Annotated in this window: 14 protein-coding genes; 6 read left to right on the top strand and 8 right to left on the bottom strand. The window is 67.6% G+C overall.

Features of this window, described 5'->3' with window-relative positions:
* Positions 1-165 precede the first annotated feature (165 nt).
* From ASD58_RS10185 to hutC, 3 genes are read right to left on the bottom strand one after another with little or no spacing between them, the layout of a single operon-like run.
* On the bottom strand, positions 166-573 hold the full coding sequence (locus tag ASD58_RS10185) for a response regulator (RefSeq protein WP_229209947.1): 408 nt from the start codon (positions 571-573) through the stop codon (positions 166-168).
* The gene (locus ASD58_RS10180; RefSeq protein WP_057260986.1) at positions 566-5,266 is read right to left on the bottom strand and encodes a PAS domain S-box protein; all 4,701 of its coding nucleotides are present in this window, start codon (positions 5,264-5,266) and stop codon (positions 566-568) included. The genes ASD58_RS10185 and ASD58_RS10180 overlap by 8 nt, the downstream gene beginning before the upstream one ends.
* Before the next feature lie 55 nt (positions 5,267-5,321).
* Positions 5,322-6,041 (bottom strand): histidine utilization repressor, encoded by a 720-nt coding sequence (gene hutC, locus ASD58_RS10175; protein WP_057260985.1) that lies wholly within the window; start codon positions 6,039-6,041, stop codon positions 5,322-5,324.
* 117 nt (positions 6,042-6,158) lie between these two features.
* Between hutC and ada the strand changes: the two genes are divergently transcribed.
* The 3 genes from ada to ASD58_RS10160 all read left to right on the top strand — a co-directional run bounded on the left by ada (position 6,159) and on the right by ASD58_RS10160 (position 8,692).
* On the top strand, positions 6,159-7,238 hold the full coding sequence (gene ada / locus ASD58_RS10170) for a bifunctional DNA-binding transcriptional regulator/O6-methylguanine-DNA methyltransferase Ada (RefSeq protein WP_057260984.1): 1,080 nt from the start codon (positions 6,159-6,161) through the stop codon (positions 7,236-7,238).
* Positions 7,235-7,969 (top strand): 2OG-Fe(II) oxygenase, encoded by a 735-nt coding sequence (locus tag ASD58_RS10165; RefSeq protein WP_057260983.1) that lies wholly within the window; start codon positions 7,235-7,237, stop codon positions 7,967-7,969. The genes ada and ASD58_RS10165 overlap by 4 nt, the downstream gene beginning before the upstream one ends.
* Before the next feature lie 144 nt (positions 7,970-8,113).
* Positions 8,114-8,692, top strand: a complete 579-nt coding sequence (locus ASD58_RS10160) for a hypothetical protein (protein ID WP_057260982.1) — start codon at positions 8,114-8,116, stop codon at positions 8,690-8,692.
* 97 nt (positions 8,693-8,789) lie between these two features.
* Here ASD58_RS10160 and ASD58_RS10155 read toward each other — a convergent pair whose 3' ends face one another.
* The 3 genes from ASD58_RS10155 to ASD58_RS10145 form a co-directional block, all read right to left on the bottom strand.
* Positions 8,790-9,428 carry a glutathione S-transferase family protein gene (locus ASD58_RS10155; RefSeq protein WP_057260981.1) on the bottom strand — a complete coding sequence of 213 codons (639 nt, stop codon included), beginning with the start codon at positions 9,426-9,428 and terminating at the stop codon, positions 8,790-8,792.
* Positions 9,429-9,498: 70 nt separating this feature from the next.
* On the bottom strand, positions 9,499-10,644 hold the full coding sequence (locus ASD58_RS10150; protein ID WP_082565334.1) for a M56 family metallopeptidase: 1,146 nt from the start codon (positions 10,642-10,644) through the stop codon (positions 9,499-9,501).
* Entirely contained in the window at positions 10,631-11,002 is a 372-nt protein-coding gene (locus ASD58_RS10145) for a BlaI/MecI/CopY family transcriptional regulator (RefSeq protein ID WP_156401223.1), read from the bottom strand. Before ASD58_RS10145 ends, ASD58_RS10150 begins: the two co-directional genes overlap by 14 nt.
* Before the next feature lie 113 nt (positions 11,003-11,115).
* On the opposite strand from ASD58_RS10145, the gene ASD58_RS10140 reads away from it, so the two are divergent.
* Positions 11,116-12,792, top strand: coding sequence for an amidohydrolase (locus tag ASD58_RS10140; protein WP_057260979.1), 1,677 nt, complete (start codon positions 11,116-11,118; stop codon positions 12,790-12,792).
* Positions 12,793-12,813: 21 nt separating this feature from the next.
* Here the strand turns inward: ASD58_RS10140 and ASD58_RS10135 are convergent, their stop codons facing one another.
* A complete protein-coding gene (locus ASD58_RS10135) occupies positions 12,814-13,914 on the bottom strand; it encodes a hypothetical protein (RefSeq protein WP_156401222.1) in 1,101 nt (366 codons plus the stop codon).
* Between the two features lie 8 nt (positions 13,915-13,922).
* On the bottom strand, positions 13,923-15,581 hold the full coding sequence (locus ASD58_RS10130; protein WP_057260977.1) for a hypothetical protein: 1,659 nt from the start codon (positions 15,579-15,581) through the stop codon (positions 13,923-13,925).
* A 136-nt stretch (positions 15,582-15,717) separates the two neighbouring features.
* Here ASD58_RS10130 and hutU point away from each other — a divergent pair, with 136 nt between their 5' ends.
* Positions 15,718-17,421, top strand: a complete 1,704-nt coding sequence (gene hutU, locus ASD58_RS10125; RefSeq protein WP_057260976.1) for a urocanate hydratase — start codon at positions 15,718-15,720, stop codon at positions 17,419-17,421.
* A 128-nt stretch (positions 17,422-17,549) separates the two neighbouring features.
* On the top strand, positions 17,550-19,091 hold the full coding sequence (gene hutH / locus ASD58_RS10120) for a histidine ammonia-lyase (protein ID WP_057260975.1): 1,542 nt from the start codon (positions 17,550-17,552) through the stop codon (positions 19,089-19,091).
* Position 19,092 lies beyond the last annotated feature (1 nt).

Here is a 19,092-nt window from a genome sequence, read left to right as displayed (position 1 = left end):
GAAGTCAAGCGGGAATCAGGGCGGGAATGGCCCAAATAATAACCGATTTTTCCAGCCCGTGTACGCTGCTTGAAAGGCGAAAGTCGGGGTCAGCTCCGGCTTCTCGAGGAGTTTGGCGCTTCGCGCAGGCGCGAAATGTCCGATTGCCGGAGCTGACCCCGACTTTTATCCTGCACGGCGGGCGGCGGCCTGGGTCAGCAGCTCGGCCAGCGCGGCGGGCGTGGCGGGCTTGGCGATGGTGCCAAGCAGCGTCAGGCCGTGGGCGCGGGCCAGCGTTTCGGCGGCCTGGCGGATGCCGGCGTCCATGCCGGACAACAGCGCCACCGTGCCGCCAAAATGGCTGTCGGCGGCCTTGCGCAGGAATTCGATGCCGTCCATTTCGGGCATCGACAGGTCGCACACCAGCAGGTCGGGGCGGTATTGCGGCAGCACCAGCAGCGCCTGGCGGGCGTCGCTTTCGCTGCGCACATTGAGCTGGCCGAGGTCTTCCAGCATGTCGGCCAGCATGCTCAGCATGAAGGGGTCGTCGTCGACCAGCAGGATGCGCAGCGGGGTGGTGGGGGTGTCAGTCATCGTCGGCAAAAGTAGTATTGGTCATGATGTGCTCGCTCACCGCGTGCAACAGCGGCCACAGGCGGTCCAGCACGGCACGCGCGGCGGCGCCATCGGCGTCGGGCGCCAGTTGTTCCAGCTGCAGGCACAGCTCGGCCATGCCAAGCGCGCCCACGGCGCGCGCGCTGCTCTTGATGCGGTGGCCCAGCTCGCGCACTTTTTGCAGCTCGCCGGCGGCCAGCGCGGTTTCCATTTCGGTGAAGCCGGCTTCGCTGGTTTGCAGGAACTTGAAGGCGAATTTGCGGATCTTTTGCGGCTGGTAGCCTAGCAGCTGGGCCAGCACCGACAGGTCGATGATGGCCGGGTCGCCAGCCAGCGTGGGGCGGAACGCGGCGCGTCCGGCGCCGCGCGGCAAGGCGGCCTCGCTGGTGGCGGCACCCGCTTCGCGTTCGGGCAGCCAGCTGGCGATCTTCTGGTACATCAGGGCCGGCTGGATCGGCTTGGCAATGAAGTCGTCCATGCCGGCCTGCAGGCAGCGCTCGCGGTCGTCTTTGGTGGCGGTGGCGGTCATGGCCAGCACGCGGGTGGCGGCCAGGGCCGGGTCGGCGCGGATGCGGCGCGTCGCTTCCAGCCCGTCCATCAGGGGCATTTGCACGTCCATCAGCACGCAGTCGAATGCGGCCTGGTGCAGCAGGTCGAGCGCTTCGGCGCCGTTGTTGGCCAGGCACACCGAGGAACCGGCTTCTTCCAGCATTTCCAGCGCGATTTGCTGGTTGAAGGTGTTGTCCTCGACTAATAAGATGCGCGCGTCCTTCAGCGCCTGCATGGCGGCCGTGCTGCGTGCGCTGTCGAGCAGGGCGGCGGCAGCGGCGTTGACTTCATTGATCACCTCCGGCAGGCCGCGCGGCGACACGCCCAGGCGGGCCGTGAACCAGAAGGTGCTGCCGGCGCCGGGCGCGCTGTGCACGCCCACTTCGCCGCCCATCAGCTGCGCCAGTTGCTTGCAGATCGCCAGGCCGAGGCCGGTGCCGCCGTATTCGCGCGTGATGGCGCTGTCGGCCTGCTGGAAGGCCTGGAACAGTTTGCCCTGCTCGGCGTCCGACAGGCCGATGCCGTGGTCGCGCACCTCAAAGCGCAGCAGGCAGGCGATGTCGTCGGCCAGCAGCTGCCTGACGCTGACTTCGATGCTGCCCTGCTCGGAGAACTTGATCGCGTTGTTGACGTAGTTGATCAGCACCTGGCCCAGGCGCAGCGGGTCGCCGCGCAGCACCGGCGGCAGCGCCGGGTCGATGTCGAACGCCAGGCGCAGGCCGCGGCTGGCCGCTTTCGGCGCCACCACCGTGGTCAGGGTCTGGATCACGTGCTCGAGCGAGAAGTCGACGTCTTCGATTTCCAGCTTGCCCGCTTCGATCTTCGAGATGTCGAGGATGTCGTCGATGATGCGCAGCAGGTGTTCGCCGGCGAAGCGGATCTTTTCCAGGTAATCGCGCTGGCGCGGCGCCAGCTCGGTCTTCAGCGCCAGGTAGGCCATGCCGATCACGCCATTCATCGGGGTGCGGATTTCGTGGCTCATCTTGGCCAGGAACTGGCCCTTGGCGGCGGACGCTTCCTCGGCCTGCTGGCGCGCTTCCTCCAGCTGCGCGGTGCGCTGCGCCACCCGTTCTTCCAGGTGCTCGTTGAGTTCGCGCAGGGCGCGTTCATTGGCCTTGCTGTCGGAGATGTCGATCGCCATGCAGATCAGGTAGGCCGGCGCGCCATGGGCGTCGTACACCGGCTTCTTGAAGGTGCGCAGCTGGCGCGCCTGGCCCAGGGCCGGGTTCCAGATGCTTTCCTCGAAGTCGATCAGGGCGCGCCCGGCAAACGCTTCCAGGTCGCGCGCGCGGAAGGCGGCCGCTTCTTCCGGCGCGTGGAACACGCTGTAGTCGCCGTTGTTCAACTCGTCGAAGGTGTAGCCGAACTGCTGCTCGCAGGCGCGGTTCATCAGCAGCATGCGGCTGTCCTTGTCCTTGATGAACAGGCCGATCGGCATCATCTGGATGATTTCCTGCAGCCGCTGCTCGCCCTGGCGCAGCGCGTCTTCGCTGCGCTTGCGGTAAGTGATGTCGGTCAGGCTGGCCACCAGCATGCTGCCGGGGCCATGCTCGTCGCGCAGCGGCTCGACGTTGACCGACAGCCAGCAGGTCTCGGCCGTGGCGCCGGCGCCGGCGGCAGCCGGCACCCCCATCACCACGTCGCGCACCGCCTGGCCGCTGCTCAGGGCCTGGGCCACCGGGTGCTCCGGCGCGGAAAAGCGGCGCCCGTCTTCGTGCACGCCGTCCCACTGCCCGGCGCCGCGCGCGGCGGCGCGCCCCAGCATGCGGCTGGCGGCGGCGTTGCATTCGACGATATTGCCGGCCGTGTCGAACACCAGCAGGCCGTTGGTGACGGCGTTGAACACCGACGCCAGGCGCTGGTTGGAGTGGCGCAGCGCCAGTTCAGCGAGCCGGCGGTCGGTGATGTCGGTGACCATGGTCAGGGTGCCGGCATAGCTGCCGTTGTCGGCGTTGACGGGGGTGGTCGACAGCAGGGCCCACAGCGAGGAGCCGTCCTGGCGGTAGAAGCGTCCTTCGGCTGGCTCGGGCGGCATGGCAGGCGCGCCTGGGTGCGCGCGCTGCGCCTGCAGGGCGGGGCAGTCGGGATCCATGAAGTCGGCCATCGGGCGCCCCAGCATGTGCTCGACCTCGTAGCCGAGCATGCGCGCCATGGTGGGGTTGACGAAGCTGGTGTGGTCGGCGGCGTCGCACATCCAGATCCCTTCGGCGGCGGTCTGCACGATCAGGCGGTAGCGCTCGGAGGACGCCTGCAGCGCTTCCTCGGCGCGCTGGCGCTGGGTCATGTCGCGCAGCGACACCACCACCAGGCCCTGGCCGGCCAGCTGGATCGGCGCCAGGTGCACCATGGCCGGGAAATGGCTGCCGTCCAGGCGGCGCGCGGTCAGCACCCGGCCCGGCATGCGCGGGCGGGCAAACAGCTCGCGCGGGCGGCCCGGCGCGTCGCGCATCACGTCCGGAATCAGCAGTTCCATCGACGAGCCGGCCAGGCTGCCCGCCGCGGCGGCGAACACGCTGGCGGCGGCGTCGTTGGCCTGGCGCACCCGCCCGCTGCGGTCGGCCACCAGCAAGGCGCCGGGCAGGGCGTCCAGCATGGCGGCCATGCGCGCCAGCTCGTCGGCGCTGCGGTCGGAAATATCGCCCAGGGTGCCGGACATGCGCAAGGGCCGGCCGTCCGCGTCGCGCGCCAGCACCATGCCGCGCCCCAGCACCCAGGTCCAGCTGCCGTCCTTGCAGGCCATGCGGAATTCCATGGTGAACGGGGTGCGCCCCACCTCCGGCTGGTCCAGCGCGCTGATGTCGCCGGCAATGCGGGCGCGGTCGTCCGGGTGCACCAGCTGCAGCCATTGCTCGACATTGGCCGGGCGCAGCTCGCCCGGCGCGTAGCCCAGGATCTCGCAGTAGCGCGGCGACAGGTGCAGCGCCGGGCGCTGCGGCTGCCAGTCCCACGAGCCCTCGCCGGCGCCTTCCAGCGCGAAGCTGGCAATGCGCTCGGCGTCGCCGACCCGCACTTCGGCGCCGCGCAGGGCGCGCGACACGCGCAGCAGGCGCCACAGGGCGGCCCCGGCCAGCAGGGCCAGCGCCACGCCCAGCGCATAATGCCAGGTCGGGGTGGCCGGGCTGTCGTGGTACAGGAAGCCGTCCAGCGTGAACCCGGCCGGCAGCAGGCCGGCGCCGGCATAGCTGTCGGCGATGCCCTGCCAGCGCAGCGGGCTGCTGTAGCCCAGTTCGATCAGGTGCTGCTCCAGCAGCGGCGCCACCTGGGCCGCTTCCCACAGCAGCTCTTCGCGCGGCTTGCGCTCGGGGTAGCGGGCGCGGATCAGGTCGACGATTTCCTTGGGGTGCTCGAGCGCGTAGCGCCAGCCTTTCAGGGTGGCGTCGCGCAGGGCGCGGGCGCGGGCCGGATGCTCGCGCAGTTCGCTCTCGGTGGTGTACAGGTTGTCGCCGTAAAAATCGATGCCGGCGCTGCGCGGATGCAGGAGCTCGTAGCGCATGCCGCTGCGCTCCAGCGCGTAGGGCGTCGAGTTCAGGTAGCCGGACATGGCGTCGATGCGGCCGGCCTGCAAGTCGTCCGGGCTGCCGTTGCCGGACACGATGCTCAGTTGCGCCAGCGGCAGCTTTTCATGCTGCAGGTAGACCCGCAATTCTTCGGTGTCGGGGCCGAGCGCCACGCGCGCACCGGGCCAGGGCCGGCGCCGGCCGTGCTCGTCCAGCCGCACTGCCAGCACCAGCGGCGAATGCTGGAACACCGACGCCAGCACCACCACCGGCGCGCCGCTGGCACGGCGCAGCAGCAGGGCGGCATTGCCGACCCCGTACTGGGCGCTGCCGTCCAGCACCAACTGCAGCGCCTCCTGCCCCGGCTGGGTTTCGCGCAGCGTCACCTCCAGCCCGGCGTCGCGGTAATAGCCCTTGGCCTGGGCCGCGTAATAGCCGGCAAAGGCAAACTGGTGGCGCCATTTGAGCTGGACGGTAACGCCTTCGGCGGCGCCGGCCGCGGGCGCCAGCGGCAGGGCGGCCAAGGTCAGCACGAGCGCAAGCCAGCGGCGTGCGCGGCGGCGCACGCGGGGCGGCGCGCCGGCAGGCGCGCGGGCAGGGGCGGCTTTCTGGCTCGGTGGCGACAAGGCTTCCCTTTCTGGCCAGCGCGGGGCGCTGGCGTGCGGACAACTATAGCATTGCTCAGGCGGGCACGCTGCCGCCAAATTGGTAGCGATGGCCCGGATGCCACATGGTGGCCAGCGAGGCCACGCGCCCGGCCGACTGGGTCTGGCGCCTGAGCACCAGGCAGGGCTGGCGTGCATCCATCGCCAGCATGTCGGCGATCTCGCGCGGCGGCACCAGGGCTTCGATGCTGTAAGTGGCCGCTTGCAGCGGCGCCGCCCGCATCAGGTACTCGTTGGGCGTGCTGTGGGTAAAGTCCTGCGCCATGTAGTCCGGCGCGCAGAGCGGATTGACCCAGCGGTCTTCCACCTGGATCGGCACCCCGTTTTCAAAGTGGACGATGACTGAATGATAAAGCTCGTGGCCCGGCGGCAAGTCGAACGCCTTGCCCAGCAAGTCGCTGGCCTTGCCGCGCTCGAGCAGCTGCAGGGTGCTGCGGTGGGCGTGGCCGCGGGCCCGCACTTCATCGGCAATGCTCTTGATTTCCAGCAGGGTGGCCTGGACTTTTTGCGGGGCGACATAGGTGCCGGCGCCCTGGCGGCGGGTCAGCACCCCTTCCGCGGTCAGCTCGCGCACGGCGCGGTTGACCGTCATGCGCGAGACGCCGAATTGCTTGACCAGGGCCTGCTCGGAAGGGATGACTTCGCCTTCCTTCCAGGCGCCGGCGGCAATTTGCGCCAGCAGGAAGTCCTTGATGCGTTGAAAGATGGGGGTGTCGTTTTGTTGGTGTTCTTCCAAGCCGTCCTCCGGATGAGTGCGGCGATTGTAGCATTCGGGAATTCAATAGCAAGCGGCGGAGTGCCGGCCGGCGGCCGGCTGCCTACCATGGTGGCATACTAGCGACTGGAGCTTGCAATGAACCCGATGAAGCCTTACCTGACCGACAACGAACGCTGGGCCGCCGTGCGGACGCGCGACAGCGCGGCCGACGGCCAGTTCTATTATTCCGTGCGCACCACCGGCGTGTTCTGCCGCCCCTCCTGCGGCGCGCGGCCGGCCCTGCGCGAGAACGTGGCCTTCCACGCTTCCATCGCAGCGGCCGAGGCGGCCGGCTTCCGCCCCTGCAAGCGCTGCAAGCCGGATCAGCCGCCGCTGGCCGCGCGCCACGCGGCCATGGTGGCCGAAGTGTGCCGCCTGATCGATGCCGCCGAGGTGGCGCCCGACCTCGATGCGCTGGCGGCAGCCGGCGGCATGAGCCGCTTCCATTTCCACCGCGTGTTCAAGGCCCAGACCGGGCTGACGCCGAAGGCCTATGCGGCGGCGGCGCGCGCGCGGCGCATGCAGCAGGGCCTGGCCGGCGAGGCCAGCGTGACCGATGCCATTTATGCCGCCGGCTTCAATTCCAGCGGGCGCTTTTATGCCGCCACCCCGGGCGCGCTGGGCATGACGCCGTCGGCCTGGCGCGCCGGCGGGCGCGGGGCGGTGATCCGCTTCGCCATTGCCCAGTGTTCGCTGGGGGCGATCCTGGTGGCCAGCACCGCGCGCGGCATTTGCTGCATCCTGCTGGGCGACGATCCGCAGGCGCTGGCGCACGACCTGCAGGACCGCTTCCCGCAGGCCGAGTTGCGCGGGGCCGAGACCGATTATGAACAGGTGGTGGCGCGCGTGATTGCCTTCGTCGAGGCGCCGCGCATCGGGCTCGATTTGCCGCTCGATGTGCGCGGCACGGCATTCCAGCAGCGCGTGTGGCAAGCCTTGCGCGAGATTCCGGCTGGCGCCACGGTCAGCTACGCCGAACTGGCAGAGCGGGTCGGCGCGCCCAACGGGGCGCGGGCAGTGGCCGGCGCCTGCGCCGCCAATGCGATTGCGGTGGCGATTCCCTGCCACCGGGTGGTGCGCAACGATGGCGCGATTTCGGGCTACCGCTGGGGCGTCGAACGCAAGGCAGCCTTGCTGGAGCGCGAGGCGCAGGCGGCTACCGAGGCGGCAGCATGATGGGCAAGCTGTTCGCGCCGCCGCTGGCGGCGGCTGGCGCGCGCGCGGCGTTCGACTGGCCGCGCATTGGCGCTGACCTGGATGAGCTGGGCTGTGCGCTGGTGCGCGGCGTGTTGTCGCCGGCCGAGTGCGCGGGGCTGGCGGCAGGCTATCGCCAGCCTGGGCTCTTTCGCAGCCGGGTCCTCATGCAGCGCCATGGCTTCGGCAAGGGGGAATACCAGTATTTCCGCTATCCCTTGCCTGGCCTGGTCGCAGACTTGCGCGCCTCGATGTATCCGCCGCTGGCGGTGATTGCCAATCGCTGGTACGCGGCCATGGGGCTGGAGCCGCGCTTTCCGGAACAGCATGCGGAGTTTATCGCGCGCTGCCACGCGGCTGGACAGCTGCGGCCGACGCCGCTGCTGCTGCAGTATGGGGCGGGCGACTATAACTGCCTGCACCAGGATTTATACGGCGAACATGTTTTTCCCTTGCAGGCGGCGTTCCTGTTGGCCCAGCCTGGCCGCGATTTCGAGGGCGGTGAATTCGTGCTCACCGAGCAGCGCCCGCGCATGCAGTCGCGGGTGGAAGTCGTGCCTTTGCAGCAGGGCGATTGCGTGATCTTTCCGGTTTTCCACCGGCCGGCGGCGGGCACGCGCGGCACTTACCGCGTGAACATGCGGCATGGCGTCAGCCGCTTGCGCGCTGGCCAGCGCCATACGCTTGGCATCATTTTCCACGATGCCGAGTAGGGCCCGGGGAGCATAGGGCTTGCTGCGGGGCGCTTACACAAACCCTCTGAAAGTTGCTCTGAAACGCTCTGAAACGCTCTGAAATCCTCTGAACTTCAAGTTCGCTGACCTGTCCAAGCTTCATGCGAACAAAAGGAGGTCATCATGAGCCGCAAACTTGTATCGGTGCAGATTTCGAGTGCGCTATTTCTTGAACTGGCGAATTACCTGCAGGAGTTCGGGGACGAGCGCGATCCGGCCGAGGTCGTCGAAGCCGCGCTCGCTTCATGGCTGTGCGTCGCGCGCGGTGAGGCGCAGGCGGCCGAGGTTCGAGGTTACCAGTGGAAGCGCCTGTTCCTGCCTGAGGGCACCGAACTTAAGATGAGCTATCGCGGCAGTAACGCGTTCGCCAAAGTTGTTGGCGACTCCGTCGTCTACCGCGGGCAGCGAACGACCCCCAACCAGTTTGCGGCCGAAGTTGCCGGTACGGCACGCAATGCGTGGGAAGTTTTATCGTTGCGCCTGCCAGGCCAGCGTTACTGGAAGAACGCGAGGTTCATTCGAAATGAAACTCTACGTGGACCGTATCCAGCACCATTGCCGACGTTCCGGGCCAACGATTCGACGGCATCGCCAGCAGTCATGGCGCAAAGCCTGCGCAATGCACTGGCCCTGATTGAGAAGGCATCGACGCACCGGCATGGCAAGATGGAACGGCGCACCGATGTTCTCCCTGACGATTAGGCATTTCAGAGCATTTCAGGGCTTTTCAGAGGATTTCAGAGCAACTTTCAGACGGTTTGTGTAGCTCCCCAAATCGGAACCCCATCCCGAGTGGCGCTCAAGGCAGTTCGCCGGAAGAATGTGGATCGATGGCATAAGGGTAATGCTCGTCGAGGAACCCCGGCTGTGCCCGCACGCGTTCAATCCAGGCGCAAACGTGGGGGAATTCGCGCAAGGGCAGGCCAGCCTCGTCTGCACGGTGGGTGTAGGAAAACAGGGAAATATCCGCAATGGTGTAGGCATCGCCGGCGATGTAAGGCCGCGCCGCCAGCTCGCGTTCCAGGATCTGCAGCGCGCGCAAGCCGCCTGCGCGCCGCATGTCGACCAGCGCCGCCGGCCGGCGGGCCAGCTTGCCCGTCATGGTCCAATGCCGCAACGAAGCGATATTCAGCACATAGTCCTGCTCAAACGACATCCACTGCTGCACCTTGGCGGCCGCAAAAGGATCGGCAGGCAAATACCGTGTGCCCGAAGCGAGAAAAGTGAGGATGGCATTCGACTCCGCCAGCACGCGCCCGTCATCGAGGCGCAAAGCCGGCACCGCGCCGGACGGATTGAGCGCAAGGTAGGAAGCCTCCTGCCCGGCCCCCTCGAAGATGCTGACCATCTCGCTGCGGTAAGGCAGGCCGAGATGCGATAGCAGCAGGCGGACTTTGTAAGCGTTTTGCGAAGGCAGGTAATCGTAAAGCGTCAGCATGGCGGAACTCCAACAGGGAAAGCCACATTGGACCAGTAGCCGGTTCCCGCCACACCCCGGATCTTGCTCTTTAATGCACTTCGTTCACGCGCATCTTGACCACGAAATCCTTGCCCGCATCGGACACCTTGAAGCTGCCGGTGCCGTTGTCCGCCACTTCCAGCGTGAAGTTGCTGAGATCCTTGCCGCCGTGGCTGACGTTGGTCCTGACCTGGATCGCGCTCCCCGCAGGCGCCACCACAAAGTTTGCACGCCACTGGTCTGCGCCTTCGCCGATGGCCACCCCGCTCTTTTCGCCCTCCTTCACCAGCAGGTGCGGCCGGCTGTCGCCCATTTCCAGGTAGACGTTGTAATGCCTGGACGCCGCAGGGTCAGCGTGGACCGCCATGGCAGCCAGGCCGCTGCCGGCCACCAGCATGGCTGCCAGCAGCTTGCCGCCCAAGCGGCGGGCAGGGGACACGGACGATTTCAATTGCATGATTCTCTCCTTCAGTGGGTGAACGGCCTGCCATTGGCAAGCCAGGGGAAGGCCCTGCGCCGCGAGCTGGGTCTTCAGCATGGCATTGGCGTAGGTGCCCGCCTGGCCATGTCGGCGCAGGACTGTTTCGTCGCAGGACAGCTCCTGGTCAAGCCGGAAGCGTGCCGCAGCAAGATGGATCAGCGGATTGCACCAGGCCAGGCATTGCAGCAAGGCGCAAGCGGCATTGGCCAGCAGGTCGCCGCGTTCGGCATGGACCCGTTCATGGGCCAGCACCAGCCGCCGCTCGGCCGGGTCGTAATCGCGGCGGAAACCCTGCGGCAGGACCAGGCGCGCGCGCCAGGCGCCCAGCAGCAGCGGGCCGCCCTGCCATGCGCTGGCCCGCAAGCTGCGCTGGAACGACCATTGGCGCCAGGTCATCGAAGCGGCCAGCGCAACTGCCCCGGCCAGCCAGGCGGCGAACAGCACCGAGTCCCAGCCGCCGCGCGCGGCGCTGGCCGCCGCCTGCGTCACTTGCGTGGCTGCCGCCGCCACCGGCGCCGGCAGCGGGACGGCAGCCAGGGTGCCGCTGCCGTGCGGTGCCAGCGCTGCCAGCGCGCTGGCCGGTACCGCCGCCCACAGCAGGTAGGCCGCGCCCGCGCCGCACAGGCGGCGCATGGCCTGGCGCAGCAGCAGCACCAGCGTGCACGCGGCGCCGCTGGCCAGCAGGAATCGCAGCAGCGCTTCACTTGCCATCATCGAGTTCCTTGACCAGCTTTTTCAGTGCCGCGATATCGGCCTTGCTCAAGGCCTTGTGCTGGCTGAAGTGCGCCACCAGCGGCGCCAGGCGGCCGTTGAACATGCGGTCGAGGAAGCCCTGGCTTTCGGTGGCCAGCCAGTCTTCGCGTTCCAGCGCCGGCGCATACAGGTAGCGCCGGCCATCCTTCTGGGCGCTGACGGCGCCCTTGTTCAGCAGGCGGTTCAGCAGGGTCTTGATGGTGGCGTCCTGCCAGCCCTGGCCGGACAGGGCTTCGCATACTTCTTCCGCGCTTTGCGGGCGGCGCTCCCACAGCACTTGCATCACCTGCGCCTCGGCTTCACTGATCTGTATCGTCATGATTGATTACGTATGTAATTAACGGTCAATGATTACACGTGTAAATGCATGTGTCAACGGGTACACTCTGCCAGGTGAAAAATTCTTGCTTTCAAATTCGAAAGGACTTGCCCATGCACTTCCGCCGCACCCTGCTGGCTGCCGCCGCCCTGGCGATCGCCACCGCCGCCAATGCCGGCACCATGATCGACAACGCCAACGGCTACACCCTCAATGCCAGGGGCAAGCTGGTGCAGTTCAAGGCGCTGGCCTTCGACGACAGCGGCAGGCTGGTGGCCGTTGGCAGTGCGAAGGAAGTGGCGGCCAAGGCCAGGGGCTTCAGGCGCATCGACGTGCAGGGCAAGACGGTACTGCCAGGCCTGATCGATGCCCACGGCCACGTGTTCGGTCTGGGCGAAGTGGCCACCAGCGCCGACTTGTACAGCCCCGCGTCGCTGCAGGCCGCGCAAGCCTCGGTCGCCAGGTTCGCGCAAGCCAACCCGCAGCGCAAATGGGTGGTCGGCAAAGGCTGGAACCAGGAAATCTGGAAGCTGGGCCGCTTCCCCAATGTGGCCGAACTCGATGCGGTGGTCAGCGACCGTCCCGCCGCCATGGAGCGCATCGATGGCCACGCCATGTGGGTCAACAGCAAGGCGCTGGAGGCGGCCGGCATCACCAGGGACAGCAGGGATCCCGAGGGCGGCAAGATCGAACGCGATGCCAACGGCAATGCCACCGGCATCCTGGTCGACACGGCCATGGAATTTGTCTACCAGGTGCTGCCGAAGCCGACCGAAGCCGAAGCGCGTGCCATGCTCGATGGCGCGCTGGGCATCCTGTCCAGCGTCGGCCTGACCAGCGTGCACGATGCCGGCATCGACGTCGGCGCCGACCGCCTGTTCCGCGACTACGCCGACCACGGCAAGCTGTCGACCCGCGTGTACGCCATGATCGGCGACGTCGGCGCCGACTTCGAGCAGCTCGCGAAGAATGGCCCGCTGCCGTCCTACGCCGATGGGCATTACGCGCTGGCCGCCGTCAAGCTGTACTCGGACGGCGCGCTGGGCAGCCGCGGCGCCGCCCTGCTCCATCCCTACAGCGACGCGCCGCACACGCGCGGCCTGCTGTTCAACAGCGACGCCGCCATCCACGCCAAGATGGAAAAGGCCATCAAGGCCGGCTACCAGGTCAATGTGCACGCGATTGGCGATGCGGGCAACAGGCAGATCCTCGACAGCTTCGAGCAGCTCGGCAAGCAGTACCCGCTGGCGGCCAGGCGGCACCGCATCGAGCACGCGCAGGTGGTGCAGCCAGGCGATATCCCGCGCTTCAAGCAGCTTGCCATCGTGCCGTCGATGCAGCCGACCCACGCCACTTCCGACCAGAACATGGCGGAGCAGCGTGTCGGCCCTGAACGCATCAAGGGCGCTTACGCCTGGCGCAGCTTCCTGCAGCAGGGCAGCCGCATCGCCTGCGGTTCCGACTTCCCGATCGAGTCGCCCAATCCGCTGCAGGGCATCCATGCTGCCGTCACGCGCCAGGATATGCAGGACGTGCCGCGCGGCGGCTGGCACAAGGAGCAGGCCATGACGCTGGTCGAAGCCTTCCGTTGCTTCACGCTGGATGCCGCCTGGGCGGCACACCAGGAGCAGTCGGTCGGTTCGCTGGAGCCGGGCAAGTGGGCCGACTTCATCGTCACCGACCGCGACCTGTTCAAGGTCCCGGCCGCAGACATTGGCAAGATCGGCGTGCTGGAAACCTGGGTCGGCGGCAAGCAGGTGTTCCGCAAGGTGGCCGTCGCGCCGCAATGACGCGGCGCCGTCACGATGCGCTTAGAGCAGGCGCAGCAGGGTCCACAGCACCAGCAGGATCGCCCCCAGCTTGCGCTTGAACGACATGGCGGCCAGCCGTGCCAGCCGGCCGCGCCTGGCGCGCTGTGGCGGCGCTTCATCGGGGACCAAGGCCAGCAGCAGCGTGCGGCCGTATTGCTGCCACCATTGGAATGCCCCGAAGTCGATGGCGTACCGGCGCACGGCCTCGTCCTCGTCTTCGAGGTGTTCTATCAGTGCCAGCATGGCGCTGAGCTGCTCGGGATCGCGCGCGAAGGCGGCGCAGCGTAGCGGATCGGCCGGGCTGCTCAGCAGTTGCAGCGCGCGCTGCATCGGATGCTCGGCTGGCCAGGAATCGAACTTTTGCAGCCAGATGCGCGCATGCCAGCGACCCTCCAGGCGTTCGATGGCAGCGCAGTTGGGCGAGTGGGCGGCCCACTGTTCCCAGCCCAGCGCCTGGTGGAAAGCCGGCACCATATGGTAGCGCTGGCTGAATTGCTGTTCCAGCGCAGTGACCAGGGCCGTTTCCAGCGCGCTGCGGAATGCGCTGTTGCCCCAGCCCGGCTGGGCGTACCAGCGCGCGATCTCGGCGCGCTGCTGTTCGGCCGGCAGCCGCGCCAGCGCCTGGCAGATCATGTCCGCCGCCTCGGCCGGTGCCGGCGGCTGCGGGCCGGGCCGCAGTTGCGGCCCGGCCCTGCCATACGATTGCGGGCGCGGGCCGGGCAGCCAGCGCTGGCTGGCTTGCTGCGCCAGCGCTGCTTCGCTTTCCGGCGCCAGCTCGAGGGCGATGGGTTTGGCCAGCGGCGCGTCCAGCGGCAATTCGGGCAGCGGCGGCAGCACCGAGAACGGCGTGCGCGCCGGCGGCAGCGGGCGCTGGCCCGGCTGCGGTGGCGGCAAGGGTGGCAGCCCGGCTAAGGCGTCGGGCTGGCGTGCCGCTGGCGGCTGCGGCGGTGCGGCCAGCGCCTGTTCGTAAGCTTCGCGCAGGGCCTGGAAGGCGGACGGCGACTGCTCCTGGTTGATTTGCTTGAGACGGCCCGCGTAGGCCAGCTTGATGGCGCGCGTGTCGTGGGTCGGGTCGATGCCGAGGATGTGCCAGATGTTCATGCTTGCTTTCATACCGGCCAGCCGTTGCGGCGGGCGTGGGCCGTTACTTCCACCGTCCAGAAGCGCTCCGGCAGCACCGTCACGATGCCCGGGTAGTCGTCATGGATCAGCAGGGGGACCAGGGCGCTGTGCAGGTAACCGCCAGGCAGGTGCTTGCGGTCGAAGAAGATGGTGGTCAGGCGCAGGTCGGCGCTGGACAGGCGCAGCGGCAGCGGCAGGCCGTAGCTGCGCGTCCTTTCCTCGGTCAGCAGGTCGGCCAGGAAGGCCAGCCGGTGGTCCAGCGGGCGCGTGCACTTGTAGTCGAAAATGGTGTCGGCAATCGGGCCCAGCGCGTCGCCGCCCGGGATGCCGCGCAGGTCGTACAGCACTTCGCCCGGGCAGTTGGCGCTGCCCTCTTTCCACATCAGGTGATTGGCCTGGGTAATGCGGCCCCACACCAGGCGGCCGCCCAGGAACAGCGCGCCGACGTTCTGGAACCACAGGTCGATGCTGTCGCCGTCGGCCCAGGACGGGCGCTGCGGCACCAGGTAGGCGGGATCGCCGCTGCGCGCCATGTCGATGCGGCGCTGCACGTGCTCCATATCGTCCTGCAGGCGCGAGGCGCGCGAGGCGGCCGCCATGCGTCCCAGCTCTTTCAGCGTGGCGCGGAACTGGGCGCTGCTGCAAGACCCGAACAGGCGCTCCAGCAGCAGTTCAAGCGGGTAGTACACATCGCTCTTGTTGAACATGCCGGCCAGCGCCAGGCGCGGCTGGGCCGCCGCGTCGACTGCGATCGCGTGCGCCCGCTGCAATTGCCGCGCGGTGAACCAGTCGATGCGCGCGCCCGATTCCTGCGCCACCACGGTGCCGATATAGAACGCCAGCACGTGCAGGAAATTGCGGTTGGCCGGGCGCGCCATGAATTGGGCTTCCGGCACGGCCAGCGTGGGCTTGAGCTGCTCGAGCAGGTAATCGATGCGCAGCAGGCTGGCCGCACTCAGGTCCAGCCCGAGCTGGTACAGCGCCTTGCGGTAGGCGATGCCGTGTTCGAAAGGATAGCGTTCGACCAGCGCATCGACGTGGCGGTTGGCCAGCACATTGCAGTCCTGGTCCGGATTGTCGGCCCGCAGCGCGGGGCACACTGCATCGACCGCGCGCCGGGTGGCTTCGAAAGTGTCCTGCGATGGCGGCGCCAGGCGGTCGTATTCGAGCGCCCGCAGCCAGGCCGAGCCGCCTTCGCTGCTGCGCATGGCACGGGAAAAGCGCGGCAGCAGGTCGTCGGCCAAATGGCGCAGCCGTTCCGGGCAGCGGCGCAACTGGATCATGCCGGGAATCACCTGGCGCTGGCGGTTGACGGTGTAGGGCAGGGCCAGCAGCAGGCCATGCAACAGCCCCGTGCCGGCGCCGAATTCGACCAGCAGGGCGCGCTCGGCCGGGCAATCCTCGAAGCGGGCCGCCATCTCGAACAGCAGCACCTGGCCCGCCTGGCCGGGCGTAGCGGCTGCATGCAGTTGGGCGCGCACCTCGGCCAGCGTGCCGCGCGGCGCCGCGCTGCCAGCCTGGCCGCCGGCAGCGCGGCGCCACAGCGTGATGGGCAGCGGCTGGTGCTGCAGGATGAGCTGGTAGGCCTTGGCCGCCGCTTCCCCTGCCAGGTCAATCAAAGGGAAGTCGGGGTGGTCGAGAAGCATGCGCAGGACTGGAATTGTAAGCGTGAAAGAAAAGTAGTGTACTTGCTAACTATTAGCGCCGCAAGCCGCTAAAAATCAGTTGACTAACTTGTATAGACAACCTAGAGTGGCAGCATTCACCATCCAAGGAGCCGCCATGTCTACCAGCCTTGCCAACGATCCCCGCTACGATGCCACCCGCGATATCCGCGCCCCGCGCGGCCCGGAAATGGTCTGCAAGACCTGGGGCGCCGAAGCGGCCTACCGCATGATCCAGAACAACCTGGACAAGGAAGTGGCGGAGAACCCGAAACACCTGGTGGTGTACGGCGGCATCGGCCGCGCGGCCCGCAACTGGGAGTGCTTCGACCAGATCCTGGCGTCGCTGAAAAAGCTGGAAGCCAATGAAACCCTGCTGATCCAGTCCGGCAAGCCGGTCGGCGTGTTCCAGACCCACGAAGATGCGCCGCGCGTGCTGCTGGCCAACTCCAACCTGGTGCCGAAATGGGCCAACTGGGAGCACTTCAATGAACTGGACCGCCAGGGCCTGTTCATGTACGGCCAGATGACGGCCGGTTCCTGGATCTACATCGGCACCCAGGGCATCGTGCAGGGCACCTACGAAACCTTCGCCGAAGCGGGCCGCCAGCATTTCGGCGGCGACCTGAAAGGCCGCTGGGTGCTGACCGCGGGCCTGGGCGGCATGGGCGGCGCGCAGCCGCTGGCCGCCACCTTTGCCGGCGCCGTTTCGCTGAACATCGAATGCCAGCAATCCTCGATCGACTTCCGCCTGCGCACCCGCTACCTGGACAAGCAGGCTGCCAGCATCGATGAAGCGCTGGAAATGATCAAGCAGCACAAGGCCAATGGCGACGCCATTTCCATCGGCCTGCTGGGCAATGCGGCCGACGTGCTGCCGGAACTGGTGCGCCGCGCCAAGGCCGGCGGCCTGGTGCCGGACCTGGTGACCGACCAGACCTCGGCCCACGACCTGGTCAACGGCTACCTGCCGCAGGGCTGGAGCGTGGAGCAGTGGAAGGCGGCCCAGGCCGACGCCTCGCAGCACGCCAAACTGGTCGACGCTGCCGCCGCTTCCTGCGCCGTGCACGTGCAAGCCATGCTGGACTTCCAGGCGCTGGGCGCCAAGGTGGTCGACTACGGCAACAACATCCGCCAGGTGGCGCTGGACAAGGGCGTCAGGAACGCCTTCGATTTCCCGGGCTTCGTGCCGGCTTACATCCGCCCGCAGTTCTGCGAAGGCCGCGGCCCGTTCCGCTGGGTGGCCTTGTCCGGCGACCCGGAAGACATCTACAAGACCGACGCCAAGATCAAGGAACTGTTCCCGCACCACGCCAACGTGCACCGCTGGCTGGACATGGCGCGCGAGCGCATCGCCTTCCAGGGACTGCCGGCGCGTATCTGCTGGCTGGGCCTGGGCGAGCGCCACATCGCCGGCCTGGCCTTCAATGAAATGGTGAAGAACGGCGAACTGAAAGCGCCGATCGTGATCGGCCGCGACCACCTGGATACCGGCTCGGTGGCTTCGCCCAACCGCGAAACCGAAGGCATGCGCGACGGCACCGATGCGGTGTCCGACTGGCCGCTGCTGAACGCCATGCTGAACACCGCCGGCGGCGCGACCTGGGTCTCGCTGCACCACGGCGGCGGCGTGGGCATGGGCTATTCGCAGCATTCCGGCGTGGTGATCGTGGCCGACGGCACCGATGCCGCCGCCAAGCGCCTGGGCCGCGTGCTGGTCAACGACTGCGGTTCGGGCGTGATGCGCCACGCCGACGCCGGCTACCAGACCGCCATCGAATGCGCCAAGCGTAATAAACTGAACCTGCCGATGATCAAATAAACCGGTAAACCGGTGTCTGACCCGCAGGGTCCGACACCTGGCCCGCGACCGCCGCGTACCAGTGTCTGACCCTGCGGGTCAGACACTGGGTTACCGGTTTAAAAGCAAACGAACACGAGACACAAACAATGACCCAACTGACCCTGACCCCCGGCAAACTGACCCTGACCGACCTGCGCACCGTGTGGAGCGCCCACACCCCGATCGGCCTGGCCAAGGAAGCCTACAGCGCCATCGAAGCCTCCTGCAAAGCCGTGCAGGACATCGTCGCCAAGGGCGACGCCGCCTACGGCATCAACACCGGTTTCGGCCTGCTGGCCAAGACCCGCATCCCGGACGACAAGCTGGAACAACTGCAGCGCAACCTGATCCTGTCGCACTCGGTGGGCACCGGCGAACTGATGTCCGACGAAGTGGTGCGTCTGTTGATGCTGACCAAGATCAGCAGCCTGTCGCGCGGCTTCTCCGGCATCCGCCCGATCGTGATCGACACCCTGGTGGCCCTCTACAACAAGGGCATCATGCCTGCCATCCCGGCCAAAGGCTCGGTCGGCGCCTCCGGCGACCTGGCCCCGCTGTCGCACATGACCCTGGCCATCCTGGGCGTGGGTGATGTGCGCGTGAAAGGCGAGCTGGTACCAGCGGCCGACGCGCTGAAAGCCGCCGGCATCGCCCCGGTAGTGCTGGCCGCCAAGGAAGGCCTGGCCCTGATCAATGGCACCCAGGCTTCCACCGCGCTGGCGCTGCACGGCCTGTTCATGGCCGAACGCCTGCTTGAGGCGGGCATGGTGACCGGCTCCATGTCGCTGGATGCCGCCAAGGGCTCCGATTCCCCGTTCGACGCCCGCATCCACGAAGTGCGCGGCCAGCCGGGCCAGATCGCTGCCGCCGGCATCTACCGCGAACTGGTGACCGGCAGCGCAATCCGCGCCTCGCACCTGGTGGGCGACGAGCGCGTGCAGGACCCGTACTGCCTGCGCTGCCAGCCGCAAGTGATGGGCGCCTGCTGGGACCTGATCGCCAATGCCGGCCGCACCCTGCTGATCGAAGCCAATGCCGTGACCGACAACCCGCTGATCTTCCAGAACGACGACGGCCCGGTGGTGGTCTCGGGCGGCAACTTCCACGCCGAGCCGGTGGCCTTTGCCGCCGATACGCTGGCGCTGGCCATCGCCGAAATCGGCTCTATCTCCGAGCGCCGCGTCTCGCTGCTGATCGACGCCACCCTGTCCGGCCTGCCGCCATTCCTGGTGCGCGACCCGGGCGTGAACTCGGGCTTCATGATCGCCCACGTCACCGCCGCCGCCCTGGCGTCGGAAAACAAGTCGATCGCGCATCCGGCTTCCGTGGACACCATCCCGACTTCCGCCAACCAGGAAGACCATGTGTCGATGGCCACCTACGGCGCGCGCCGGCTGCACGATATGGCGCACAATACCGCGACCATCCTCGGCATCGAGCTGCTGGCCGCGGCGCAGGGCATCGACTTCCACCGCCCGCTGAAAACCTCGGCGCAACTGGAACATGTGCACGCCCAGCTCCGTTCCAAGGTACCATTCTTCGACGCCGACCGCTTCTTCGCGCCGGACATCGAGGCAGCCAAGCAGATGGTGGTGAACGGCGACCTGAGCGCAACCTGCAAGAGCCTGTTCAGCGCCCTGCATCCGTAAG

The organism is Duganella sp. Root1480D1, assembly GCF_001427305.1.
Lineage (GTDB): Bacteria > Pseudomonadota > Gammaproteobacteria > Burkholderiales > Burkholderiaceae_D > Rugamonas.
This window is presented reverse-complemented; position numbering and strand designations above follow the sequence as displayed.